This window comes from Candidatus Competibacteraceae bacterium (assembly GCA_016699715.1).
Taxonomy (GTDB): domain Bacteria; phylum Pseudomonadota; class Gammaproteobacteria; order Competibacterales; family Competibacteraceae; genus Competibacter.
This window is the reverse complement of the sequence record CP065007.1, coordinates 877765-901839: the sequence shown is the minus strand read 5'-3', so window position 1 is coordinate 901839 and position 24075 is coordinate 877765. Positions and strand designations below refer to the sequence as shown.

Below are 24075 nucleotides of genomic sequence, written 5' to 3'. Positions count from 1 at the left end.
CGGTTGTGGTGAAGAGATTCTGATGGGCAGACGCAACGAACACACGCGCGAGGAACTCCGGCGGATCGCCCTGGAGGCCGCCGAGGAACTGGTCGCCGCGCAGGGGCTGTCCGGCTTGAGTACCCGCAAGGTGGCCGCCCGCATCGGGTATACGGTCGGCAGCCTGTACATGATCTTTCGCAACCTCGACGATCTGATCGCGCAGGTGAACGAACGAACGCTGGATGCGCTGCACGCGCGGCTGGTCGCCGCCGTCGCCGGACAGCCACCGCCGGCCGTCGCCATTCGGGCCTTGGCTCAAGGCTACATCGCCTTCGCGCTGAACGAGCCCAATCGCTGGCTGGCGATTTACCAGCACCGCTTGCCGGAGGGGGAAACCGTGCCGGACTCCTTCAGCGAGAAAGTGGCACGGATGTTCGCGCTGGTGCAGCAACAACTGATGTTGCTTTGCCCCCAGCGACCGCCGGACGACAGCGTCCTGGCCTCCCGCGCGCTATGGAGCGGCATTCACGGTATCTGTATTCTCGGCCTGGGCCAGAAACTGGAAGCCGTCGGCGGCCATTCGATCGAGGAGGTGGCCGGCTCGCTGTTGGATTACTACCTGACCGGCTTCGCCCGCGCCGCGCCGCTCTAGCGGGCCGCTGTTTCATCAAGAGGGCGTGTGCTCGATCGAATCCGCCAGGCGCGTGGAGTCGCAGAAGTACCGCCGCTCTCGCGGAAACCCTCCCGTTTTTTACTGCTTCGATCCGTCTTCCAGCTCGCGTCGAACATGCGCGAACAGCGGCTCGAAAACCGCCATGGCCAGCTCCATGAACTCCCCATCCAGCGGATCGGTATCGCGGAACGCCAAGCGATAATAGCCATCTTCCCGCTCTGGACGGCTCCGCCGGTACTCACTACCTTCCCACTCGGTTTGTGCCGCCCGTAACGCGCGTTCCCCGTCGCCGTCCTTGCCCAGCTTCTCGACATAAGCCAGCGCGCTTTTCGGAAAAAAATGCAGCAAGCGTCGCGTCCCCCGCCAGTACAGCTCCAACAGCGCCCGCAAGGTCTCGTGGGGATTGGCAACCGGCTCCAGCACCACATCCTGATCTTCCGCCACCCAATGGCTGCACGAGGCACCTCCCACCGGGGCCACGGCGTTCGAGGCCAGATGATGCAGCCACAGATTCAGATAATCGCCGGCTTTCATCGACGCCAGCCGGTAGCCCACCCACCCATCCGGCGTCAACCCGCTCAGCCGGCCGCTCAGGCGGAATTCCCCCAACATTAGGTCCAGATTCAGCGGTTCGGCCACCCGTCGCGGCACCACCCGCCCCAAGCGTCCGGCGAAGCGGACCACCCGTTCTTGCGCCCCGGCGAACACGCACTCGCCCACTTGCCCGTGCGGCAACGCCCCACCGGCCCGCAGCACCGCCTCGATTGCCGCCGCCGGCCGATCCTCACGGTACAGCTCCAGCGCCCGGCCCAACACCTGATAATTTTCCAGCCCGTTCAGCACGAACGGCTCGCGAGTTTCCAGCGCTTCCTCGCCCTCTTCCACCCGGATGCCCAGCCGCTCGCGCAACAGCCAGCGCGCCGGATTCCTGAAGAACCGGACCAGCCCCTCCAAAGTGACTGTGCGCAAGGCCAGTTCCGGCTCCGGCAACGTGCCCGCCAGCAGCGCCGTCGCCGCCCGCTCGCCGCGCCCGGCCCACCGGCTGGCTTCCACCCATTCCCGCGCGTAGCTGAACAGGCGCGCGTCGCCGCTGAAATAGCGCCGGCTGAACGCCTGCAAGGGATGGCGGGTCAACAGTTGCGTGCTGGCCCGGCCGTCGGCGCCATAAAAACCCCGATCCACCACATCCAGCAGCTCAGCGATCAGTACCGAGGGCGGCAGCACCGAGTTGTCGCGGATGTTCTGGCCGACGTAGCTGAGGTAAAAACATGTCCGGGCCGACAGCAGGGTCTCCAGAAACAGATAGCGGTCGTCCTGGCGGCGGGAGCGGTCGCCGCGCCGGAAGCGGGTCGCCAGCAAATCGAAACCGACCGGCCGGTGCGGGCGTGGATAGGCATCGTCGTTCATGCCGAGCAGGCACACCACCGGAAACGGGATGCTGCGCATCGGCACCATCGCGCAACAGGTCACCCCACCGCCCAGAAATCGCCCCGCGCCGCTCTCGGCCGTGTTCAACTGCCCGCGCAGCGCCGATTTCACCACCGACAGCAGGACCGGCTCGTCGAACCCCGCCAGTTCGGCGTTGCCGCGCAGCGTTTCCAACGCGGCCCGAATCAGTTGCAGCTCGTTCTCCTCGCGGTCGCGAGGTTCGAAAAATTGCTCCAGCACACCGCGCAGCACCTCCACCCAGGCCGCCAGCGGCCGGCGCTCGCGCAAGCGGGCATCCAGGCTAAACAATGCCTCGGTGAAGCTCTGCAAGCACCCCAGCGCCCGCGCCTCACCGCCTTCCACCTCGTCGTAGGGCAGAATGCCGTCGTACAGCTCGCGGCCGTTTCCCGGCAGCGCGTAGCCCAGCAGCAACCGGTCCAACCCGGCCCGCCAGGTGTGCTCGGCGGTGACAGGCAAATCCCAGGTACTCTTGATGCTGGCGTCGATGCCCCAGCGAATGCCGGCGCCGCGCACCCAACGGCGAATGCGATCCAGATCGTCTTCCGTCAGGCCGAAGCGCCGCCGCACCGCCGGCGGCTCCAGCAGGCCCAGCACCTGCGCGGCGTCGTAGCGCCCGCCACCCAGATCCAGCAATTCGAAAAACACCTCGACCAGCGGATTCTCGACCGGCGCGCCCTGATCGGCGACGCTGAACGGTATCCGCCGTTCGCGCGGGGCACTGTCGAACACCGCTTCGATCAGCGGCCCGTACACGGCGATGTCCGGCGCCATCACGATCACGTCCGACGGCTTCAGATCCCGCCGCGCCGCGAACAGCGCCAGCAACTGATCGTGCAAAACCTCGACCTCGCGCATCGGCCCGTGGCAGGCGTGGATTTGCAGCGAGCGGTCGTCCGGCCGCAGCGGCAAGGGCGGGCATTCCTCGCCGCCCCGCTCGCGCAAATGCAGGAGATCGGCTTGCAAGCGCTGCAACAGCGTTTCGCCGTCGGGCTCGGCGAAGCCGTCCCACTCGGTTCGCGGATACGCTTGCAGCAAGTCGATAAAATCCCGCCCCTGCTTGCCCAGGGAGGCCAACAACGGATTGCCGACCGTCAGATAGGCGTCCTCCGGGTCGGTCTCCTCGCCCAGCCGGGCCAGATCGCGTTCGGCCCGAATGTCGCCCCAGTATTCCTGGCAGGGATTCAGCACGAACAGATGCAGATCCACATGGCGCGCCAGTTCCGCCAGCAGATCCAGATACAGCGGTGGCAAGGCCGCCACACCGATGACGACGACCCGTTCCGGCAAACGGCGGCGGTCGAAATCGCCGTCGCGCAACGCCTTGCGAAACTGTTTCTGCACCCGTACCCGGTGCGCCGCGCCCGTCCGCGCCAGCCGCCGCCACAGCTCCGCCTGCCAGTGATCTTCCTCGCCCGCCTCCCACTTTCCGATCCAGTCCGGACGGTAAACCAGATACTGATCGAAGCCGTCGGCGATGCGGCTGGCCAGTTCGTGGCGACGAAAATCGTCGCCGCCCTCGCCGAGATAGGCTCGCGGCGGCGCAAAGCGTGGCGTGTCGTCCAACTCCCGCAACAGCGCCATGACCCGCCAAACCAGCACCGGCTGTTCGAATGCCGAGGTCGGCGGCAACTGGCGCAGCACCGCCCGGCTCATCTCCCAAAGAAAGGGCGCCGGAAACTGGAACGACAGATTGGCGCAAATCCCCAGGCGCTCGGCCAGCCGCAGCGCCAGCCAGCGGGCCATGCCGTTGCTCTGGGTAACCACGATCTCCCGCGCCAGCGGCGCGCGCAAAGGCCGTCGCAATAAGTCGGCCAGTTGCTCGGTCAGGACTTCAAGCTGGTTGCTCTGATAGCTGTAAAACACGAGGAGCGCCTTGATGGCTGGAAAAAGCACGGCGCGGGCCGGTCGCCGCCCATTTGGGTCCGGCGATCTTAAGTGGTCCCGGAGGAACTCGCATGTTGCGCCAAGCGCCGCAGGGCCGCGCTCAGGCGCGAGTCCGGCACGTTGCGGGCGGTGACTTCCAACAGTTTCGCATTGCGTTGGGTCAGCGTCAGCCTCGGCCGCCGGGGGCGGGGCGGGAAGGCGGGCGGCACGACCCGAACGCGCGGCTTGGGCAAGGGGATGCCAAGTTGCTGACCGAGCGTCTCGCGGATATTGTGCAGAGCGTAGCGCAGCCGGGTGGCCCAACCGGACGAGTCGGCATGCACCGTCCAATCGTCCTGATCCAGCCGGACCAATACCACATGATCGTGCAGGTGCGGTGGCAGGTAAGCGCGGAAGATGCGGTTAAGCTGAGTCAGCCGGTCGGCGCGCGCCATCAACCGCCCCAACATCCCCTGCGGGCGGCGTAGATACTCCCCCACCGTCGGGATGGAACCCGTTCGCTGGCGCGGTGGCGCTTCCTGAATAACGGGGACAGATGGAGCGCGCGGCGCCGCTCGAACCGGTGTCGCCGCCGGAAGTGGCGGAAGTGGACGGTAGGGCGCGGGAACCTCGGCTATTGTCGCGGGTGCGCCAAGGCTGGGCGCGGGCGGTTCAGTTCGGACGGTTTTGCCAGGCGCGGAGCTAATAACCGCAGCAGGCCGCGCCGGGTCCGCCGGCGCCGTGCCGGGTTCCGAACCGTGGCCGCGTAAGATATTCAGCAGGTGCGCGGTATGCCGGCGGGCGGACGCGCGGCTGTCGGATTCAGCCATGGTCCCACCCACCGCCCGCGCGAGGCGCTCCACGCCACCGGCATGGAGCCATTCGTTCGAACCGTTGCCGGAAGATCATCACAGTGAACAGTTGTGCCGCCGGATTAGCCCAATACGGCACTTTCGCGCAGATCCCGCCAAACCGCAAGTCAAGACGGCGCGGAAACCACCGTGAGCGAACGCAAGCTCAGGACTGGGCGAAATCCGTCACGAAACCGGCGATACCGTCCAGGTCGGCCAGCGGGAATACCGGCAAACCGGGACGGCCGTATACCACCGGTTCCAACAACGGCTCACAGGCGACGGCGACGATGGTCGGGTCACTCGGGAAACGCGGCGGCTTGTCCTCGGCGAGCCGCCGCCAGATTTCCAATTTGGGATAGGCGCCGGTTTTCCAACCCTCCACCAACACCAGATCCACTGGTTGCAGATGGGCGAGCAACTCGACCAGCGTGGGTTCCGGTTCCTCGCGCAGTTCGTGCAACAGGGCCCAGCGGCGGCCGGTCGCCAGAATCACTTCATGGGCGCCGGCCTGACGATGCCGCCAGGTATCCTTGCCGGGCGAGTCCAGATCGACATCATGATGAGCGTGCTTGAGCGTGGACACGGTCAGCCCACGCGCCCGCAGCCGGGGCAGCAGGGCCACGATGAGCGTGGTCTTGCCGCAACCGCTCCAACCGCTGACGCCGAGAACTTTCACCGCCGCCCAACCGGATCAGCGCTGCCGCACCACCTGATACGGACGAGTCACGTAGGTGACTGGTGCGCTCCAGATGTGTACCAGACGGCTAAACGGGAACACCAGAAAGACCGTCAGGCCCAGGAAGATGTGCAGCTTGAACAGCAGACCGACCTCACCAATAGCCGCCACTGCCTCCGCCGGATCGAAGGTGACGACATTGCGCCCCCAGGCCATCAGATTCAGCATGTTGTGACCATCCAGATGCATCAACGACAGTGGGATGGTCAGCAGGCCGAGAATCAACTGGGCATACAGCAGCAGCAAGATAAAGATATCCATCCGGGTGCTGGTGGCCCGCACCCGAGGGTCGGTCAACCGTCGCTGCACCAGCATCGTTAGCCCAGCGAAGCACATCAACCCGGCGACACTACCGGCGACGATGGCCAGTATCTGCTTGGCCCCGGCGGAAACCCCCAAGGCGTGGAATACCTCCGGCGGCGTCAACAAACCGATGAAATGACCGGCGAACAGCAACAGGATACCCACATGAAACAGATTGCTGGCCCAACGCATGTTTTTGTTGCTGATCATCTGGCTGGAATGCGCCTTCCAGGTGAACGGGTCGCGGTCGAAGCGCGCCAAACTGCCGAGCAGAAACACCGCGCCGGCCAGATAAGGATAAACGCCAAATAACAGAGTATTCAGGTAACTCATGATCTTGTACCTCGGAAATCGTTTCACAGGGAACGAATGGCGGGTGAGCTTGAACCAGGTGGAGGCGCCCAGCGCACCGGCTGAGCCACACCCTGACCGTCTTGGCGGGCTCCGCAACCGTCCTGATTCGCCAGGAAGGTCACCGCCTCCTCTTCCCAAATCTTGTCCATGTTCACCACGGTTTGATCGGGGCCCTCGGTAGCCGCTTGCCGACGAATGTCCTCGATGTCCGCCGGTTCACCGACCAGCGCGGCAAGGGCATCGAACACGACGTGATAATCACTGCCGCGCTCCGTCAGCCGGGCGCCGAGCAAGGCCATGACGTGCATGGCGTCGGCCAGCATGTCCAGCGCCTCTCCAGCCGGGCGCTGCGCCAGATATTCCAGAAACAGCGGGAGGTAGTCGGGTAATTCCCGGGCGCTGAGTTCAAAGCCGTGTTGCCGGTAAACCTCCAGCAGGTTGATCATGGCCTGGCCGCGATCCCGCGATTCGCCGTGGATGTGTTCGAACAGATGCAGCGACAGCGCCCGGCCCCGATCGAACAGCCGGACATACCGCTCCTGCAACTCGATCAGATCGGTCCGCCGCATTTGGCTCATCATCGCCAGCAATGCCCGATGCTCGCGTTCCGGCAACAAATTTTCCTGATCGAGAACCTCGATCATTTCACCCAGCGCGGCTTGCAGTTCCGGCTGCGGGTAGCAGAGCAGAGCGGACAGCACTTTCAGGGTTTTCATGGTGCAATCTCTCCTTGCGGGGGTAGCGGGGGCAGGGTGGGCATTGCCCACCCTGCAGGCTGAAAGTCCGCCCTACTTCGTGGGCTCCACCCGGATCGGAGTCGCCCGGCGCGTGGTCACCTTCTTGCCGCCGAACAAATTGCTTTTGTCCGTGCCCGGCGAGCAGCCGTTGCCAAAGCTGAAACCGCAACCGCCGCGTTCGCCAAAGGCGTCATAGGTCGCACTGGCATATTCGCGATGACTGGTCGGAATGACGAAGCGATCCTCGTAATTGGCGATGGCCAGATAGCGGTACATCGATTCGATCTGATCAATACGCAGACCGACCGCTTTCAACACATCGTCGCGGATTTCCCCATCCACCGTCTTGCCGCGCATGTAGGCCCGCATGGCCAGCATCCGCTCCAGCGCCAGTTTGACCGGCTTTTCGTCGCCGGCGGTCAGCAGATTGGCCAGATACTTCAGCGGAATCCGCAACGAGCCGACATCGGGGATGATGCCGTTCATGCCGATCTGACCGGACTCGGCGCGGGACTGGATCGGCGACAGCGCCGGTACGTACCAGACCATCGGCAGCGTGCGATACTCGGGATGCAGCGGGAAAGCGATTTTCCACTCGATCGCCATCTTGTAGATCGGCGATTCCTGAGCGGCTTCCAGCCACGGTTCGGGAATGCCGGCCTTGCGCGCTTCGGCTTGCACCGCCGGGTTGAACGGATCGAGGAATATATCGAGCTGTGCCTGATACAAACTCTGCTCGTCGGTAACACTGGCGGCCTGTTCGATCTGGTCGGCGTCGTACAGCAGTACCCCCAGGTAGCGGATGCGACCCACGCAGGTTTCCGAACAGACGGTCGGCTGGCCGACTTCGATGCGCGGGTAGCAGAGGATGCACTTCTCGGACTTGCCGGTGTTCCAGTTGTAGTAGATTTTCTTGTACGGGCAGCCGGAGACGCACATCCGCCAGCCTCGGCACTTGTCCTGGTCGATCAGGACGATGCCGTCCTCCTCGCGCTTATAAATCGCGCCCGACGGGCAGGAAGCGACGCAGGCCGGATTCAGGCAGTGTTCGCACAGGCGCGGCAAGTACATCATGAAGGTGTTTTCGAACTCGCCGTAAACCTCCTTCTGCATGTTCTCGAAGTTGGTATCCTTGGAGCGCTTGGCAAATTCGGTGCCGAGGATTTCCTCCCAGTTCGGCCCCCACTGGATTTTCTGCATCCGCTCGCCACTGATCGCCGAGCGTGGCCGGGCGGTGGGCATGGCTTTCGACTCCGGCGCATTCTGCAAATGCGCGTAGTCATAGTCCCACGGCTCGTAGTAGTCGTCGATGGCCGGCAGATCGGGATTGGCGAAGATATTGGCCAGAATCCGCCACTTGCCGCCCTGCTTCGGTTCGATTTTGCCGTCTCGGCGACGCTTCCAGCCGCCGTTCCACTTCTTTTGGTTCTCCCACTCCTTGGGATAGCCGACGCCGGGTTTGGTCTCGACGTTGTTGAACCAGGCGTATTCCATGCCGTCGCGGCTGGTCCAAACGTTCTTGCAGGTCACCGAACAGGTGTGGCAGCCAATGCACTTGTCCAGATTCAGGACCATGGCGATTTGTGCGCGTACTTTCATGTCAATGAGCCTCCACGGTGGCGTCGGCCGGGATTTCGTCATCCAGCCAATCGACCTTGGCCATCTTGCGGACAATGATGAACTCGTCGCGATTGGCGCCGACGGTGCCGTAATAGTTAAAGCCATAACTCTGCTGGGCGTAGCTACCGATCATATGGGTTGGCTTCAGCACGGTGCGAGTGACCGAGTTGTGAATGCCGCCCCGAGTGCCGGTGATTTCCGATCCCGGCGTGTTCACGATCTTCTCCTGGGCGTGATACATCATCGACATACCTTCCGGCACGCGCTGGCTGACCACCGCGCGGGCGGCAATCGCGCCATTGAGGTTGTAGGCTTCGATCCAGTCGTTGTCCTCGATGCCCGCCTTTTTGGCGTCGATTTCGGACATCCAGATGATCGGGCCACCCCGCGACAGAGTCAGCATCAACAGATTGTCGGTGTAGGTGCTGTGGATACCCCACTTCTGGTGCGGGGTGATGAAGTTCAGCACGATTTCCTGGTTACCGTTCGGCTTCTTGCCGATGATCGGCTCGATGGTTTTCATGTCCACCGGCGGCCGGTAGGCGCACATCGCTTCACCAAAACCGAGCATCCACGGATGATCCTGATAGAACTGCTGGCGACCGGTCAGGGTCCGCCATGGAATCAGTTCATGGACGTTGGTGTAGCCGGCGTTGTAGCTGACCTTTTCATCTTCCAGACCCGACCAGGTCGGCGAGGAAATGATCTTGCGCGGCTGGGCCTGAATGTCGCGGAAGCGGATCTTTTCGTGCTCCTTGGGCAACGCCAGATGGGTATGGTCGCGGCCGGTGATTTTGCCCAGCGCCGCCCAGGCTTTCACCGCCACATGGCCGTTGGTCTCCGGAGCCAGCATCATGATCATTTCAGCGGCGTCGATGTCGCTGTCGATGCGGGGCCGGCCCTTGGAAACGCCTTCCTCCAGTACGGTGTAATTGAGCGTCGCCAGCGCCTCGACCTCGTGCTCGGTCTTCCAACTGATGCCTTTACCACCGTTGCCGATGGTGTCCAGCAGTGGCCCGACCGAGGTGAACTTCTTGTAGGTATTCGGATAGTCGCGCTCGACCACGATCAGGCTCGGCGCGGTCTTGCCGGGGATCAGCTCGCATTCACCCTTTTTCCAATCCTTCACGTCCGGCATGGCCAGTTCGCTGGGGGTGTCGTGCTGGGTTGGCAAAGCGATGATGTCCTTCTCCACGCCCAGATGACCGACGCAGACCTCGGAGAAGGTTCGAGCGATGCCCTTGAAGATGTCCCAATCGGTGCGTGATTCCCAGGCCGGGTCCACCGCCGCGCTCAGCGGGTGAATGAACGGGTGCATGTCGCTGGTGTTGAGATCGTTCTTCTCGTACCAGGTGGCGGTCGGCAGCACGATATCCGAGTACATGCAGGTGGTGGACATGCGGAAATCCAGGGTCACCAGCAGATCAAGTTTGCCTTCCGCACCCTTCCGCCACTTCACCTCCATCGGCTTCTCGCCGCCCTCCTCGCCCAAATCCTTGCCCTGCACGCCATGCACCGCGCCGAGCAGATACTTGAGGAAGTATTCATGGCCCTTGCCCGAGGAACCGAGCAGGTTGGAGCGCCAGACGAACATGTTGCGCGGGAAGTTGACCGGGTTGTCCGGGTCTTCAAAGGCGAAATTGACCTTGCCGGCTTTGAGACTCTCCGCCAGATATTCGTTCGGGGCCTTACCGGCGGCAGCGGCATCCTTGGCAATTTGCAGCGGATTGGCGTCGAAATGCGGCGCGGTCGGCAGCCAGCCCATGCGCGCTGAACGCACGTTGTAATCGATCTGCGTCCCCTGCCATTGCCGTGGATCGACCAGCGGCGACAGAATCTCGGTCATCGCCAGCCTTTCGTAGCGCCACTGGCTGCTGTGGATGTAGAAGAACGAGGTCGAGTTCATGTGCCGGGGCGGACGGTGCCAGTCCAGGGCAAACGCTAGCGCCGTCCAGCCAGTCTGCGGGCGCAGCTTCTCCTGACCGACGTAATGCGACCAGCCGCCGCCGCTTTGACCGACGCAGCCGCACATCATCAGCATGTTGATGACACCCCGGTAGTTCATGTCCATGTGATACCAGTGGTTCATCGCCGCGCCGATGATGATCATCGACTTGCCATGAGTCTTGTCGGCGTTCTCGGCAAACTGGCGGGCGACCGTAATGATCTGCTCACGCGGCACCCCGGTAATCCTTTCCTGCCAAGCCGGGGTATAGGGCACATCGTCGTCGTAGGTCTTAGCGACGTTATCGCCACCCAGACCCCGATCCAAACCGTATTGGGCCAGGCTCAGGTCGTAAACGGTGGCCACCAGCGCCTCGGAACCATCGGCCAGCTTGACCTTCTTCACCGGCACATGACGGACTTGCACGGCCTCGTGCTCGGTGCAGGCGAAATACGGGTGCTGGGTCGAACCGAAATACGGGAAACTGACCGGAACCACTGCGTCCTTGATCTCGTTGACCGACAAGCGCAACTGGGTCTCGGCGCCGCTCAGTGCTTCTTTCGGCTCCAGATTCCACTTGCCGACCATGCCTTCCTTCTCGCCCCAGCGGAAACCGATGGAACCGTTCGGAACCAGCAAATGGCCGCTGTTTTCGTCAAATGCCAGGGTTTTCCATTCCGGGTTGTTCGCCTGACCCGCGCCATCGGCCAGATCGGCGGCACGCAGGAAACGGCCATTGACGAAAGTCCCGTCTTTGCGCGGATCGAGCATCACCAGATAGGGGAAATCGGTCTTGGTGCGGACGTAATCGGTGAAATACTCGCTCTTTCCGTCGAGATAAAACTCGCGCAGGATGACGTGACCCATGGCCATGGCGACGGCCGCGTCGGTACCCTGCTTGGGATGCAGCCAGATGTCGGCAAATTTCGACGCTTCCGAGTAATCCGGACAGACCACCGCGATCTTGGCGCCCTTGTAGCGCACCTCGGTCATGAAATGCGCATCCGGGGTGCGGGTCTGCGGCACGTTGGAACCCCACAGCATCAGGAAGGTGGAGTTGTACCAGTCCGCGGATTCCGGCACGTCGGTTTGTTCGCCCCACACCATCGGGCTGGCCGGCGGCAGGTCGCAGTACCAATCGTAGAAGCTGCCGCAAGCGCCGCCGATCAGCGACAGATAGCGGGAGCCGGCGGCGTAGGACACCATCGACATGGCCGGAATCGGCGAGAAACCGTAGATGCGATCCGGTCCGTATTGCTTGGCGGTGTAGACGTTGGCGGCGGCGATGATGGGGTTGACCTCGTCCCAGCTAGAGCGGATGAAGCCACCCAAACCGCGCTGACTCTTGTACTCGGTTGCCTTGGCCGGATCTTCGACAATCGACGCCCACGCCGCCACCGGGTCCTTATGCATCGCCAGCGCCGTGCGCCAGAGTTTGATCAGCCGGCCGCGAATCATCGGGTATTTCACCCGGTTGGCGCTGTACAGATACCAACTGTAGGACGCGCCACGCGAGCAACCGCGTGGCTCGTGGTTCGGCAGATCGTCGCGGGTGCGCGGGTAATCGGTCTGCTGGGTTTCCCAGGTGACCAGACCGTTCTTGACATAGATTTTCCAGCTACAGGAGCCGGTGCAGTTCACCCCGTGAGTGGAGCGCACGATCTTATCGTGCTGCCAGCGGGCGCGGTAGGCGTCTTCCCAGCCACGGTCTTCGTTGGTAACGACCCCGTGCTCGCCGGAGAAAGTGTCGGTGACTTTCTTGAAGAAATTCAGTCGGTCGAGAAAGTGACTCATATCGATAACCTCACTGTGGGGACAGGGCCGCTCAGGGATTCTTGAACTCCGCCTTGGGGCCGAGGTAGTACCACCAGTTCAGCAGCAGGCAGATGAAGTAGAAAATGGCGAAACCGTAGAGCGCGTACTCGGGCGTGGTGGCCTTGATCTGCTCGCCGAACACCTGCGGAATAATAAAAGCGCCGTAAGCCGCCACCGCCGAAGTCCAACCGAGCACCGGTCCAGCCTGTTCCTTGGGAAACACCATGGCGATGGTGCGAAACGTGGAACCATTGCCGATGCCGCTGGCCGCGAACAGGATCAGGAACAGCAGGAAGAACGGCATGAAATACTGTTCCGGCGTGGCCGATTGATAAGCGGCGCTCATGTAATAGGCCACACCCAGCGCGGCGCCGATCATCACCACGGTAATGATCTGCGTGACCAGGGCGCCGCCGACCTTGTCGGAAATCCAGCCGCCGATGGGCCGGATCAGCGCGCCAATGAACGGACCCATCCACGCGTACATCAGCGCGCTGGGTGCGTTGGGGTTGACGGTGGCATGAGTCAGTACGCCATCCGCTCCTTCGATGTGGGTGAACCCGAAAATGACCTTGATGGCCAGGGCAAAGGCGGCGGAATAGCCGATGAAACTGCCGAAGGTCATGGTGTAGATCACGCTCATGACCCAGGTGTGCTTGTTGCCGAAGATGAGGTACTGCCGTTGAAGATTGGGTTTGATCTCGCCCGGAATCAGCTTGAGCAGAAATACCGTCAGCGCGATCACGCCGGGCAACACGACCCACTTGGCCCACGAGGGTAGTCCGAGTCCAGCCGGTGCCGGCAGGATCAGGTACAGGCCCACACCAGCGGTGATGAAGCCAATGAGCAACATACCGGTGATCTTGGAGATCGCCCCCAAGGGCGAACCGATATGTGGCGAGACTTCCTCGGTGTGGATATTATTCATGCCGAACCAGCCAATGAAGGCCAACGGTATCAGCAGGAATAGCCAGACGAAGCCGGCGTTCTGAATATAGGTCGGCGTACCGGCGGCGATCTTGCCGACCAGCGAACCGGACGCCTGCTCCAGCACCACCGGGTCGCCGCCAAAGCTGCCCAATAGCGGAAAGGTCATCACCAGCGGCACCAGAATCTGCATGGTGGTCACGCCGGCGTTGCCCAGTCCGGCATTCAGGCCCAGCGCCAGCCCCTGCATCCGCTTGGGAAAGAAGAAGCTGATGTTGGACATGCTGGAGGCGAAGTTGCCGCCACCGAAGCCCGACAGGAACGCCAACAATTGGAACACCCATAACGGGGTTTCCTGACTCTGCAAGGCCAAACCGGTGCCGAGCGCCGGGATCATCAACAACGCGGTGGTAAATACAATCGTGTTGCGACCGCCGGCGATGCGGATGAAGAAGCTCGACGGGATACGCAGAGTCGCCCCGGTCAGGCCAGCGATGGCCGCCAGCGTGAATAGTTCAGCCGGCTTGAACGGAAAACCGGCGTTAAGCATCTGGACGGTGATGATGCTCCAGTAAATCCACACCGCGAAGCCGCACAACAGGCTGGGAATGGAAATCCACAGATTACGGTTGGCGATGCCTTTGCCCGTGGTTTCCCAAAAATGGGAGTCTTCCACGCGCCATTCACGGATATCTGCCATGTCGCGAAACCTCTATGATTATAACCAGTTGTTAAATATTGTTTTTATCAACGTCTTTGCTTTCAGCACGCCACTTCGGCCCCCTTGCGTGAATACCACCGCCAAGTCACCAGCACGCAGCTCAGATAAAACAGGCTGAAGAAAATCAAGGCGCTTTGCGGGCTCCCGGTCAGTTCGATGGAGGTGCCATAGGCCATGGGGATGAAGAACCCACCGAAGGCCGCGATCGCCGCGCTCAAGCCCATGGCGGCGGCCGCCTCGGTCGCGCCGTCGCGCCGCGCCTGTTCGAGTGCGACCTCATCATTCCGGTCGGTGACCTGCCGCTCGCGCAGGGTGCGGAAGATGATCGGAATCATGCGGAAGGTGGAACCGTTGCCGATGCCGGCGGCGAGGAACAGCACCAGGAACATCGCCACGAAGCCCATCACGTTGCCCCCACCATTCGCTCCCGGCAGGAATGCCGCGGCGGCCAAGGGCGCCACCGCCATGATCAGGAAGATTCCCAAGGTGATGATCGCGCCACCCACACGATCCGCCAGCCAACCACCGATGGGTCGGACAAAGGCCGCGAGCAGCGGGCCGATGAAGGCAAACTGGAAGGCGTCCACCCCAGGGAATACGGTGTTGACCAGCATCGGGAACCCGACCGCCAGCCCGATGAAGGAACCGAAAGTGCCGATGTAGAGCCAGCTCATCAACCACTGATGCTTGTGCTTGAAAATCGCGGCCTGCTCGGCGAAACCGGCCTTGACGCTGGCAATGTTGTCCATGCCAAAGTAGGCGGCGATGGCGGCGGCGGCGATGAACGGTACCCAGATGAATCCGGCGTTCTGCACCCAGATCTGGGTCGTTGCGCCCCCATCCGCATGGCTTTGCGGGTGGCCGCCCAGTACCAGCAGCGTCCCACCGTAAATTGCAATCGGCGCGATCAACTGCGCCAGGCCCACGCCCAGATTACCGATACCCGCGTTCAACCCCAATGCGGTGCCTTGCAAACGCCGCGGATAGAAAAAGCTGATATTGGCCATGCTGGAAGAAAAGTTGCCCGCGCCCAGTCCACACAGCAGGGCGATGACGACGAATACCGGATACTGGGTATTGGGGTCTTGCACCGCGACGCCGATCCACAGGGTCGGCAGCAACAGCAGGGCGGTGCTGAACACCGTCCAGTTGCGCCCGCCGAAGATCGGCACCACGAAGGAGAACAGCATACGGAACAGCGCCCCGGACAAGCCAGGCAGCGCCGCCAGCCAGAACAACTGGTTGGAAGTGAACTGGAAGCCGATATGCGGCAGTTCGACCACGATCACGCTCCACACCACCCAGACGGCGAAGGCCAACAGCAGCGCGGGCATCGACAGCCACAAATTGCGATTGGCGATGCGCCGCCCGGTCTTTTCCCAGAAGGTTTCGTCGTCGGGCCGCCAATCGACCAACCGCCGCCAGTGTGGTCGCACATGCTCGATGAGTTGCGCCTGTTCCATCTCGGCGCGGACATCGGCGTGCCGTTCCAGAATCGCCTCGCGCTCATCCCGCTCGGCCAGCCAGGTCCACAGCATGGCCGCGGCCAGCACCGCAAACATGATCATGTAGGCACTGCTGCGCACCCCAATGGCGTCCAGGGCGATACCGAACATAATCGGCATGGTGAAACCACCCAAGCCACCGATGACCCCGACCAAACCACCGACCGAACCCATATTATTGGGATAGTAATCGGCCAGGCAGCGGTAGACGCTGGCTTTACCGATGCCTTGGGCGATGCCGACCAGGAACACCAGCACGGTGAAAGACACCACGCCCAGACCGACATGGAGCGACACATCGCCGCGCAAGGTATGAACGGTCATGGTGGTCTGCGGGTAGCAGAGGAAAAACAGGCTGATCAGCGAAATCCAGAACACCCACCAGGTGGTCTGGCTGCCGCCGTAACGGTCGGAAATCCAGCCGCCCAAGGCGCGGATGACCCCGGAAGGCAGGGTAAACAGCATGGTGACGAAAGAAGCGGTTTTCAGGTCAAGACCGTATTCACCGACGTAGTATTTGGGCAGCCACAACGCCAGCGCCACGAAGCCGCCGAATACGAAGTAATAGGCCACGCCGAACCGCCACACCCGCAAATCCATCAGGGGGGTGAGCTGTTGGCCGAGCGTCAGCTTGACCCCGGATTTTTTGCGTTCCTCGGTCTTGGGATCGGGATAGGTGAAGAACCAGAATATGACGGCCATCACCAGCATGGCGATGGAATAGACCTGCGGCACCATTCGCCAGCCGTAGGCGACGACCAGCAACGGCGCGACCAGATTGGTGATGGCGGAACCGGCGTTGCCAGCACCGAAGATACCCATCGCCGTGCCTTGCCGCTCCTTGCTGAACCAGGCCGAAGTGTAGGCGATGCCCGTGGCAAACGAGCCACCGGCCAGTCCCACGAACAGACCGAGGGTGAGGTATTGCCAGTACTGAGTCGCGAATGCCAACCCGTAAATCGGAATGGCGACGATGATCATCTGGATGAAAAACACAATGCGCCCACCGAAGCGGTCGGTGAGAATGCCGAGCGGCAGCCGGACCAGTGAGCCGGTCAGAATCGGTGTGGCGACCAGCAGGCCGAATTCAGTTTCACTAAGATTGAGTTGCTGTTTAATGCGGATGCCGATAATGGAGAACATGGTCCACACGGCGAAGTTCACCGCAAAGGCCAGCGTGTTCATCGTCAGGACGGAGAGCTGTTTTTGTTGGAGCGTCGTAGCCATTGCGAACCTCGCGATAATGCTGCAAGTGCGATCTTACGACGCGCGCGGCGCTTAATTCCTGATCCCGGCCGTTGGTTTTTATCTTTAAAACCGGCCTGTTAGCTGCGTTAATACCTCTTTGGAGGTATATTCATCATACACATTAACCCACTGTTATTATTTAATTTATCCAAATTTCTCCGATTGCCGCGCGGATAGTTTGCCCGCCCGCATCATTCCGTGGGGGTATCCACAATACCCTTGCAGTATTTCCAGTGCCTCCGCGCCGCTGCGGGCAACAACCCGTTCGGACGACGATGAGAGAACCTTTCGTGGAAAACAACGAATCCATTATTTTCCGCAACGGCCTGACCATGAGTGGCATCGTGCTGCTGGCGCTGCTGAGCATGATCAGTTCGGTGTTTATCGCCGAATCCAGCAAGGGCGACGCCGCCGCCATCAACCTGGCCGGCTCCCTGCGCATGCAGTCCTACCGCATCACCACTCGTTTGCGGAACTCCCACGACGCCGATACTCAGCATGCCGAGGATGTGGCCTGGGAAATCGACCAGTTCGAACGCCGCATGAATCATCTCTGGGAAACCGGCGCGATCTCCCCGGCGACAGGGGATTCCAAAAACCGGACGCTCAAAGCCATCGAGTCATCCTGGCATGACGAGCTGCGGCCGATCCTGGAAAGCTCCGCGGCGGACAACTCGCCCTCCACGGCCTATTTGCAACAGGTGGATGAATTCGTCGCCAAGCTGGATGCCTTCGTCATGCTGCTGGAACAGGACACCGAGGCGAAAATCCTGCTGCTGCGGCTGATACAGGGCATGGCCCTGTTTTTAATCCTGGTGCTGATTTTCGCCGCCATGTACCAACTGGACAGCGGCGTGGTCGTGCCGCTGCGCGATCTGGTGGACGTGGCGCGCAAGGCCCGGAGCGGTGATCTGACGGTGCGCGCCAGCCATGTCGGCAACGACGAACTGGGGATGCTGGGTCACGCCTTCAACCTGATGGCGACCGACCTGTCGGCGATGTACGCCGATCTGGAGGCGCGGGTCGAACGGCAAACTCAGGCGCTGCGGGTCAGCAATCGCTCGCTGGAACTGCTCTACCACACCGCCAAACGGCTCGGCGAATCGGTTCTGGACGATGCGGACCACCAGGCGCTGCTAGCGGAAATCGAAAAACTGACCGGCATGGGCTCGGTCACGCTGTGCCTGATCGATCCTGTCACCCGCCAGACCAGTCGGGTCTTCACCGCCCGGCCACGACCAGCCAGTCGTCCGGCGTTTTGCAGTCGGCCGAATTGCGAGCCCTGTCTGGGCGATGGCGCCACCCATCCACTGGATGCGGGTCACGAGCTGTTTTCCATCCCGATCAAGGTCCAGGAACGACAGTTCGGGGTGCTGATCGTCCGTAACCCCGGTCTGGAAACGGCCGCCGCCTGGCAACTGCCGCTGTTGGAAGCGGTGGCGCGCAATATCGCCGCCGCGCTGCGGGTCAACGAACAGACCGAGCAGCGCCGCCGCCTGGCGCTGCTGGAAGAACGCGCGGCTATCGCCCGCGAACTGCACGATTCGTAACTTCTCAATAAGTCATGGCGGCCTTGGCTGACGATATTCAGTTAGAGTACCCCATCGAGTCTCCCATCCTCACCCTGGAATCACCCCCCGGCATGCCGACTCCCCCGATCCAACTCCCCGACCTCCCCGACGCGGAACGGACCCCGCTGGTCGAGCAGTTGTTGGCATTGATCGAAGCGATGGCCGAGACCATCCATCGTCAAGCAGAGACGATTCAGCAGTTGCGCGATGAGATTGCGGTGCTCAAGGGCGAGAAGCCGAAGCCGACGTTCAAGCCGAGCGGGATGGAGAAGCAAACCGATCCCAACGTGACGGACGGCCGTGACGGTGACGGTGACGGTGACGGGGAATCGAAGGGCAAACGGCCGGGTTCGGCGAAGCGGCACAAGACCCAGGACTTGATCATCCACGAGGAGTGTCCGATTCCGCCCCGCGACGTGCCGGCGGGCGCCCGCTTTAAAGGGTATCGGGATTTTGTGGTGCAGGATCTGAAGATCGAGCCGCACAATACCCGCTATCGGCTGGAAGTTTGGCGGACCCCCGACGGCGAGTATCTATACGGCGAGCTGCCGCCGGCGCTGCAAGACGGGCATTTTGGTCCGGGGTTACGTGCCTACGTGCTCTATCAGCACCATCAGTGTCATGTCACCCAGCCGCTGTTGCGCGAACAACTGCTGGAATGGGGCATCGACCTCTCCGCGGGGCAGATCGATGCCCTGCTGAGCGGGCACAACGAGCCGTTCTTTGCCGAAAAGGATCGGCTGCTTGCGGTGGGTCTAGCGGTGAGTTCCTTTATCTCGGTCGATGATTCGGGGGCTCGCCATCAAGGCCGCAACGGCTACGTCACGCAGATTGGCAATGATTTCTTTGCCTGGTTCTCCAGCACCGAGAGCAAGAGCCGGATCAATTTTCTGCAACTTCTACAAGCGGGCACACCGGTCTATCGGCTCAATGACGAGGCGTTGGCGTATTGGCGCGAGCAGGGGTTACCCCAGGCGCTCTGCCAAAACCTGATGGCGCATCCCACGGTGGAGGGGGTCACCACCGCGGCCTGGGAGCAACAGCTCGACGACTGGGGCCTGGTCACCGAACGGCATCGCCGCATCGCCACCGAAGGCCCTGGTGGGCGGGCTGTTCGCGAAAGGACTCTCGCACGACTTGGTGATCGTGAGCGACGGTGCCGGGCAGTTCGCCATTCTGCTGCATGCCTTGTGTTGGGTGCATGCTGAACGCCTGATTCACAAACTCATCCCGCTCGATGAGAACCATCGCCAGGACCAGGAACGGGTGCGCGACGAACTCTGGACGCTCTACGCCGACCTCAAGGCGTACCAGCGCGACCCCGATCCAGCGGCGATGGACGCCCTGCGCGCGCGCTTCGAGGCCCTCTTCACTCAGAAGACCTCCTTTGCGACCCTCAATAACACGCTCAAGCGTCTGTATACCCATCAGTCCGAGTTGCTCCTGGTGCTCTTGCGCCCCGACGTCCCGCTGCATACCAATGGCAGCGAGAACGACATCCGGGGGTTTGTGAAATGGCGCAAGGTCAGCGGCGGAACGCGCAGTGACTTGGGGCGACGCTGCCGCGACACCTTTGCCAGCTTGAAAAGACCTGCCGGAAACTCGGGATCTCGTTCTGGGACTACCTGAACGACCGGATCGGGCAGGTTGGTGCGATCCCCCCTTTGCCAGAGATCGTTCGAGAACGGGCGGCGGCGGCAGAGGCCGTGCCGTGAGTTATTGAGAAGTTACCACGATTCGCTGGCGCAATCGCTGTCCTACCTGAAAATTCAGGTCGGCTGCCTGCAACTGCTGGCGGGCGGCGCCGAAACCGCCGCGCAAGCGCGCGACATCGTCGCCGAACTGCGCGAGGGTCTCAACAACGCTTACCGACAACTGCGAGAACTGATCGCCACCTTCCGTCTGAAAATGGAACATCCCCGGCTGGAAGACAGCCTGCGCGAAGTGGCGCGGGAATTCAGCCATCGTGGCCAACTGCCGATCGAGCTGGATCATGCCGGCTGGAACTGCGCGCTCGATCCCAACGAGCAGATTCATGTGATGCAGATCGTGCGGGAGGCACTGAACAACGCCGTCAAGCACGCCCGCGCCCAGCGAATTTCGGTGCGGCTGCACGGCACGCACGACGGCGAGGCGGCCATCGACATCACCGACGACGGCATCGGGCTATCGGCCGAACCCGACCGCGAGAATCACTTTGGCCTCAACATCATGCGCGAGCGGGCCGCCCAGATGGGCGGTGTGTTGAGCCTGCATTCCCAACTCGGCCGCGGCCTGCAAGTGCAATTGAGGTTCCTACCGGCCGCTCGCCAGCGTTCCCTCGGCAGCGCCGGCCAGCCCCGCGACGAGGTGCATTATGCTTGATGAAGTCCAGACCATCCTGGTCATCGATGATCACCCGCTGATGCGCAAGGGGATTTTGCAACTCATCGCCATGGAGCCCTCCCTGCGGCTGGTCGGCGAGGCCGGCGACGGTCAGCAGGGCATGGAGCTGGCTCATCGCTTACGGCCGGATTTGATCCTGCTCGATCTGAACATGCGCGGCCTGAGCGGCATGGAGGCGCTGAAAGCCCTCAAGGCCGCCGACCTGGATACGCGGGTGATCATCCTCACCGTCTCCGACAGCGAGGAAGACGTGGTGGCGGCGCTGCGGCTCGGCGCCGACGGCTACCTGCTCAAGGACATGGAACCGGAAGAGGTGTTGCACAGCCTGAAAGCCGCCGCGCAGGGCCGCATCGCGCTGGGCGAACGGGTCGCGGCGATTGTGGCCGATGCCCTGCGGCACGAGAGCCGGCCCAAACCCATCGACAGCGTCAAACTCACCGAGCGAGAGCGGGAAATTCTGTCGCTGATCGCCGTCGGCTTCAGCAACAAGCTGATCGCCCGCAAGCTGAAGATCACCGAAGGCACGGTGAAAGTGCATGTCAAGCACCTGCTGCGCAAGCTCGATCTGGCTTCGCGGGTCGAAGCAGCGGTTTGGGCGGTCAAGCATGGGTTCCGCGATTAGCGGCGACTGGTTCCGCCGACGGACCGACGGGTCGGGGCCGATTTCCCGCCATCGCCGACATCCGTCGGTCACTTCCATGCCACTTCCAGGCGTGCCAATTCCTCCGGCGTATTGACATTGCGAAACAACATCGGCCGGTCGGCAAACTCGGCCCGCGCCGGCCGATGCCGGCGCAGCCAACGACCCACACCGCCCTCGCCCACCGCCAGCCAGGCGGCCAAGTCTTCTTGTAGCGCCACCGGCAACAACGCGAACACCGGCTGCCAACCACCTTCGCCATACGCCACGCTGACCGTGGCCTGTTCCCGTTCCAGCGCCGCCAGCATCCGTTGCGCGTAATCGGCCGGTAGCCATGGGGAATCGCAAGGCGCGGTCAATAAATACGGGGTCTCGGCCGCGCGCAGCGCCGCCAGCACGCCGGCCAACGGACCCCGGAAGCGGAGATCCGGATCGTCGCCGACCACCCGGCAACCATACGCCCGATAGGCATCGTGATTGCGGTTGGCGCTAATCAACAGCTCGGCGACTTGCGGCCGTAACCGGCGGACGCCGTGCGCGATCAGCGGTTCACCGGCCAGCGGCAACAGGCCCTTGTCCCGGCCGCCCATCCGCTCGGCGCGTCCACCGGCCAGAAGGACCCCCGTCACCGCGGTTTGAGGATTCACCGCCATCCGCCGGGACCGGTCCGGCTCAGCCCTGATCGCCAAACTCGCAAGGCGAGCGCAACTCGTCCGGCACGTTCGGTGGACACTGGCCGCAGAGTTGGTTGCCGGGCACCGCGAACGCCATTTTCTTCGGATTGGGCAGGTCGAGGCCGTTCATGATCGCCACGAACTGCTCCAGACTCTTGCCACCGCCCAACCGTAAGTTGCGCGCCTTTTCCTGGGCGATGGACGACACGAAACGTCCGTCGTAATCGTGGCCCGGATACACCAGTGTCTCGTCCGGCAGTACGAACAGTTTGTCGTGGATACTGCGATACAGCGCCACCGGGTCGCCGGACTGAAAATCGGTGCGCCCGCAACCGTCAATCAGAAGGACATCGCCGGAAAACAACAAGGTGTGAACACCGGCATCCGTCATATAACAATGATGGGTATCGGTATGACCCGGCGTGAACAGCGGCCGCAGTGCGATCTGACCGATCCGCAGCGGCTCACCCTCACGCAGGCCGAGATCGGCGCAAGGCGGCGCATCCATGGCCGGATAGGCGATCCGACTACCAACCAGATGCTTGAGTTTGAGCGCGCCGGTCAGATGATCGGCGTGGACATGGGTTTCGATGGTGTAAACCAGGCGCAGCTCGAGATCCCGAATCACCGCCAGATCGCGTTCCGCGGTTTCGATCACCGGATCGATCAGGACACACTCGCCGGTGGTCGGACAACCCAACAGGTAGGTGTAGGTGCAGGACACTGGCTCGAACAGTTGCCGGAACAGCATGATTGCCTCCTTATTAAGCCTATCGCTAAGGAACTGCGCAAAAATAACTTGGTTATTTTGATTAAAATATGATTGTATGTAGTATGCATGATGAAGAGGCGATCAAACACAAATTTCAGGTACTTAAACCACTTTTAGACGAGCGGAGCCGTCGATGGTGGGCGGCTTGTGAGGCCGAGGTACTGGGTTGGGGCGGAATAGCGGTCGTGTCGCAAGCCACGGGAATCTCCCGAACGACGATTGCGGCAGGTTTGCGCGAATACCGACAACCAACAGAGCGGTCGCAAGCGGTGGCGGTACCCCGGACACGGCAGGCGGGCGGGGGTCGAAAACCGCTCACGCAGCAAGATCCTCATCTGTTGCGCGATTTGGAATCACTGGTCGATCCGGTCACGCGGGGTGATCCGCAATCACCCCTGCGGTGGACGTGCAAAAGTACCTACAAACTGGCGAACGAACTCGACGGGATGGGACATCAGGTGGGGGCGCGCACGGTTGCACACCTCTTGCGGAAGATGCACTACAGTTTGCAAGCGAATCGGAAGACGCACGAAGGGGGAGATCATCCCGATCGGGATGCCCAGTTCCGTCATATCAATGACCAGACGAAAGCCTTTCAAGTCCGCCATCAGCCGGTAGTGTCCGTCGATACCAAGAAGAAGGAGTTAGTGGGCGACTTCAAAAACGCTGGGCGAGAATGGCAGCCCAAAGGGACGCCCGAGGCTGTTCGGGTCTACGATTTTCTGGATCCGCAGCTGGGCAAAGCGGTGCCCTATGGGGTCTATGATGTCACGACCAATACCGGCTGGGTCACCGTGGGCATGGATCATGATACGGCGGAATTTGCCGTGGAAACCGTGCGACATTGGTGGCAACAAATGGGGATGAGGACTTATCCGGGCGCTACTGAGTTGTTGATCATTGCTGATGGGGGCGGGAGTAACGGCTCGCGTCTCCGACTGTGGAAAACGCAGTTGCAACAACTGGCGGACGAGACACAGTTGCGGATCCTGGTCTGTCATTTGCCACCCGGCACCAGCAAGTGGAATAAGATCGAGCATCGACTGTTTGCTTACATTACGCAGAATTGGCGCGGACGCCCCCTGACGAGCCATGCGGTGATCGTCAATCTCATCGGTAATACCACCACACAGACGGGTCTCTCTATCCATGCCGAACTCGATACTCGCCCCTACGCGACGGGAATAAAAGTCACCGATGAGGAATTGGCTGCGGTACAGATCGAGCGGGACGCCTTTCACGGTGAATGGAATTACACCATCGTTCCCAGAGCATCGGGAAAATAACCAAGTTATTTTTGC

Annotated in this window: 16 protein-coding genes and 1 pseudogene; 6 read left to right on the top strand and 11 right to left on the bottom strand. The window is 61.9% G+C overall.

Annotated elements, in window-relative coordinates; translation table 11 throughout:
- The first annotated feature begins 22 nt into the window (after positions 1-22).
- Entirely contained in the window at positions 23-634 is a 612-nt protein-coding gene (locus IPM89_04050) for a TetR/AcrR family transcriptional regulator (protein ID QQS55008.1), read from the top strand.
- A gap of 99 nt (positions 635-733) precedes the next feature.
- Here the strand turns inward: IPM89_04050 and recC are convergent, their stop codons facing one another.
- The 9 genes from recC to IPM89_04005 all read right to left on the bottom strand — a co-directional run bounded on the left by recC (position 734) and on the right by IPM89_04005 (position 16669).
- Positions 734-3967: an exodeoxyribonuclease V subunit gamma gene (gene recC / locus IPM89_04045; GenBank protein QQS55007.1), complete on the bottom strand. Its 3234-nt coding sequence runs from the start codon at positions 3965-3967 to the stop codon at positions 734-736.
- A 68-nt stretch (positions 3968-4035) separates the two neighbouring features.
- Positions 4036-4797 (bottom strand): DUF721 domain-containing protein, encoded by a 762-nt coding sequence (locus tag IPM89_04040; protein ID QQS55006.1) that lies wholly within the window; start codon positions 4795-4797, stop codon positions 4036-4038.
- A gap of 187 nt (positions 4798-4984) precedes the next feature.
- A complete protein-coding gene (mobB, locus tag IPM89_04035; GenBank protein QQS55005.1) occupies positions 4985-5497 on the bottom strand; it encodes a molybdopterin-guanine dinucleotide biosynthesis protein B in 513 nt (170 codons plus the stop codon).
- Between the two features lie 15 nt (positions 5498-5512).
- Complete coding sequence (gene narI, locus IPM89_04030; protein QQS55004.1) at positions 5513-6193, bottom strand: respiratory nitrate reductase subunit gamma; 681 nt, start codon at positions 6191-6193, stop codon at positions 5513-5515.
- Between the two features lie 23 nt (positions 6194-6216).
- Entirely contained in the window at positions 6217-6930 is a 714-nt protein-coding gene (gene narJ, locus IPM89_04025) for a nitrate reductase molybdenum cofactor assembly chaperone (GenBank protein QQS55003.1), read from the bottom strand.
- Between the two features lie 72 nt (positions 6931-7002).
- The gene (gene narH / locus IPM89_04020) at positions 7003-8550 is read right to left on the bottom strand and encodes a nitrate reductase subunit beta (GenBank protein QQS55002.1); all 1548 of its coding nucleotides are present in this window, start codon (positions 8548-8550) and stop codon (positions 7003-7005) included.
- A 1-nt stretch (position 8551) separates the two neighbouring features.
- Complete coding sequence (locus IPM89_04015) at positions 8552-12310, bottom strand: nitrate reductase subunit alpha (protein ID QQS55001.1); 3759 nt, start codon at positions 12308-12310, stop codon at positions 8552-8554.
- A 31-nt stretch (positions 12311-12341) separates the two neighbouring features.
- Positions 12342-13958, bottom strand: a complete 1617-nt coding sequence (locus IPM89_04010) for an MFS transporter (protein ID QQS55000.1) — start codon at positions 13956-13958, stop codon at positions 12342-12344.
- A 62-nt stretch (positions 13959-14020) separates the two neighbouring features.
- Positions 14021-16669, bottom strand: coding sequence for an MFS transporter (locus IPM89_04005; protein ID QQS55780.1), 2649 nt, complete (start codon positions 16667-16669; stop codon positions 14021-14023).
- Between the two features lie 353 nt (positions 16670-17022).
- On the opposite strand from IPM89_04005, the gene IPM89_04000 reads away from it, so the two are divergent.
- From IPM89_04000 to narL, 4 genes and pseudogenes are all read left to right on the top strand, one after another.
- Positions 17023-18282, top strand: coding sequence for a type IV pili methyl-accepting chemotaxis transducer N-terminal domain-containing protein (locus IPM89_04000; protein QQS54999.1), 1260 nt, complete (start codon positions 17023-17025; stop codon positions 18280-18282).
- A gap of 92 nt (positions 18283-18374) precedes the next feature.
- A pseudogene (locus IPM89_03995) lies at positions 18375-20018 on the top strand (transposase).
- 4 nt (positions 20019-20022) lie between these two features.
- Positions 20023-20667 (top strand): hypothetical protein, encoded by a 645-nt coding sequence (locus IPM89_03990; protein QQS54998.1) that lies wholly within the window; start codon positions 20023-20025, stop codon positions 20665-20667.
- On the top strand, positions 20660-21310 hold the full coding sequence (gene narL / locus IPM89_03985; protein QQS54997.1) for a two-component system response regulator NarL: 651 nt from the start codon (positions 20660-20662) through the stop codon (positions 21308-21310). Before IPM89_03990 ends, narL begins: the two co-directional genes overlap by 8 nt.
- A gap of 68 nt (positions 21311-21378) precedes the next feature.
- Here the strand turns inward: narL and mobA are convergent, their stop codons facing one another.
- Entirely contained in the window at positions 21379-21981 is a 603-nt protein-coding gene (gene mobA / locus IPM89_03980; GenBank protein ID QQS54996.1) for a molybdenum cofactor guanylyltransferase, read from the bottom strand.
- Positions 21982-22000: 19 nt separating this feature from the next.
- Positions 22001-22753 (bottom strand): MBL fold metallo-hydrolase, encoded by a 753-nt coding sequence (locus IPM89_03975; protein ID QQS54995.1) that lies wholly within the window; start codon positions 22751-22753, stop codon positions 22001-22003.
- 83 nt (positions 22754-22836) lie between these two features.
- Here IPM89_03975 and IPM89_03970 point away from each other — a divergent pair, with 83 nt between their 5' ends.
- Positions 22837-24060, top strand: a complete 1224-nt coding sequence (locus tag IPM89_03970; GenBank protein ID QQS54994.1) for an ISAzo13 family transposase — start codon at positions 22837-22839, stop codon at positions 24058-24060.
- Positions 24061-24075 lie beyond the last annotated feature (15 nt).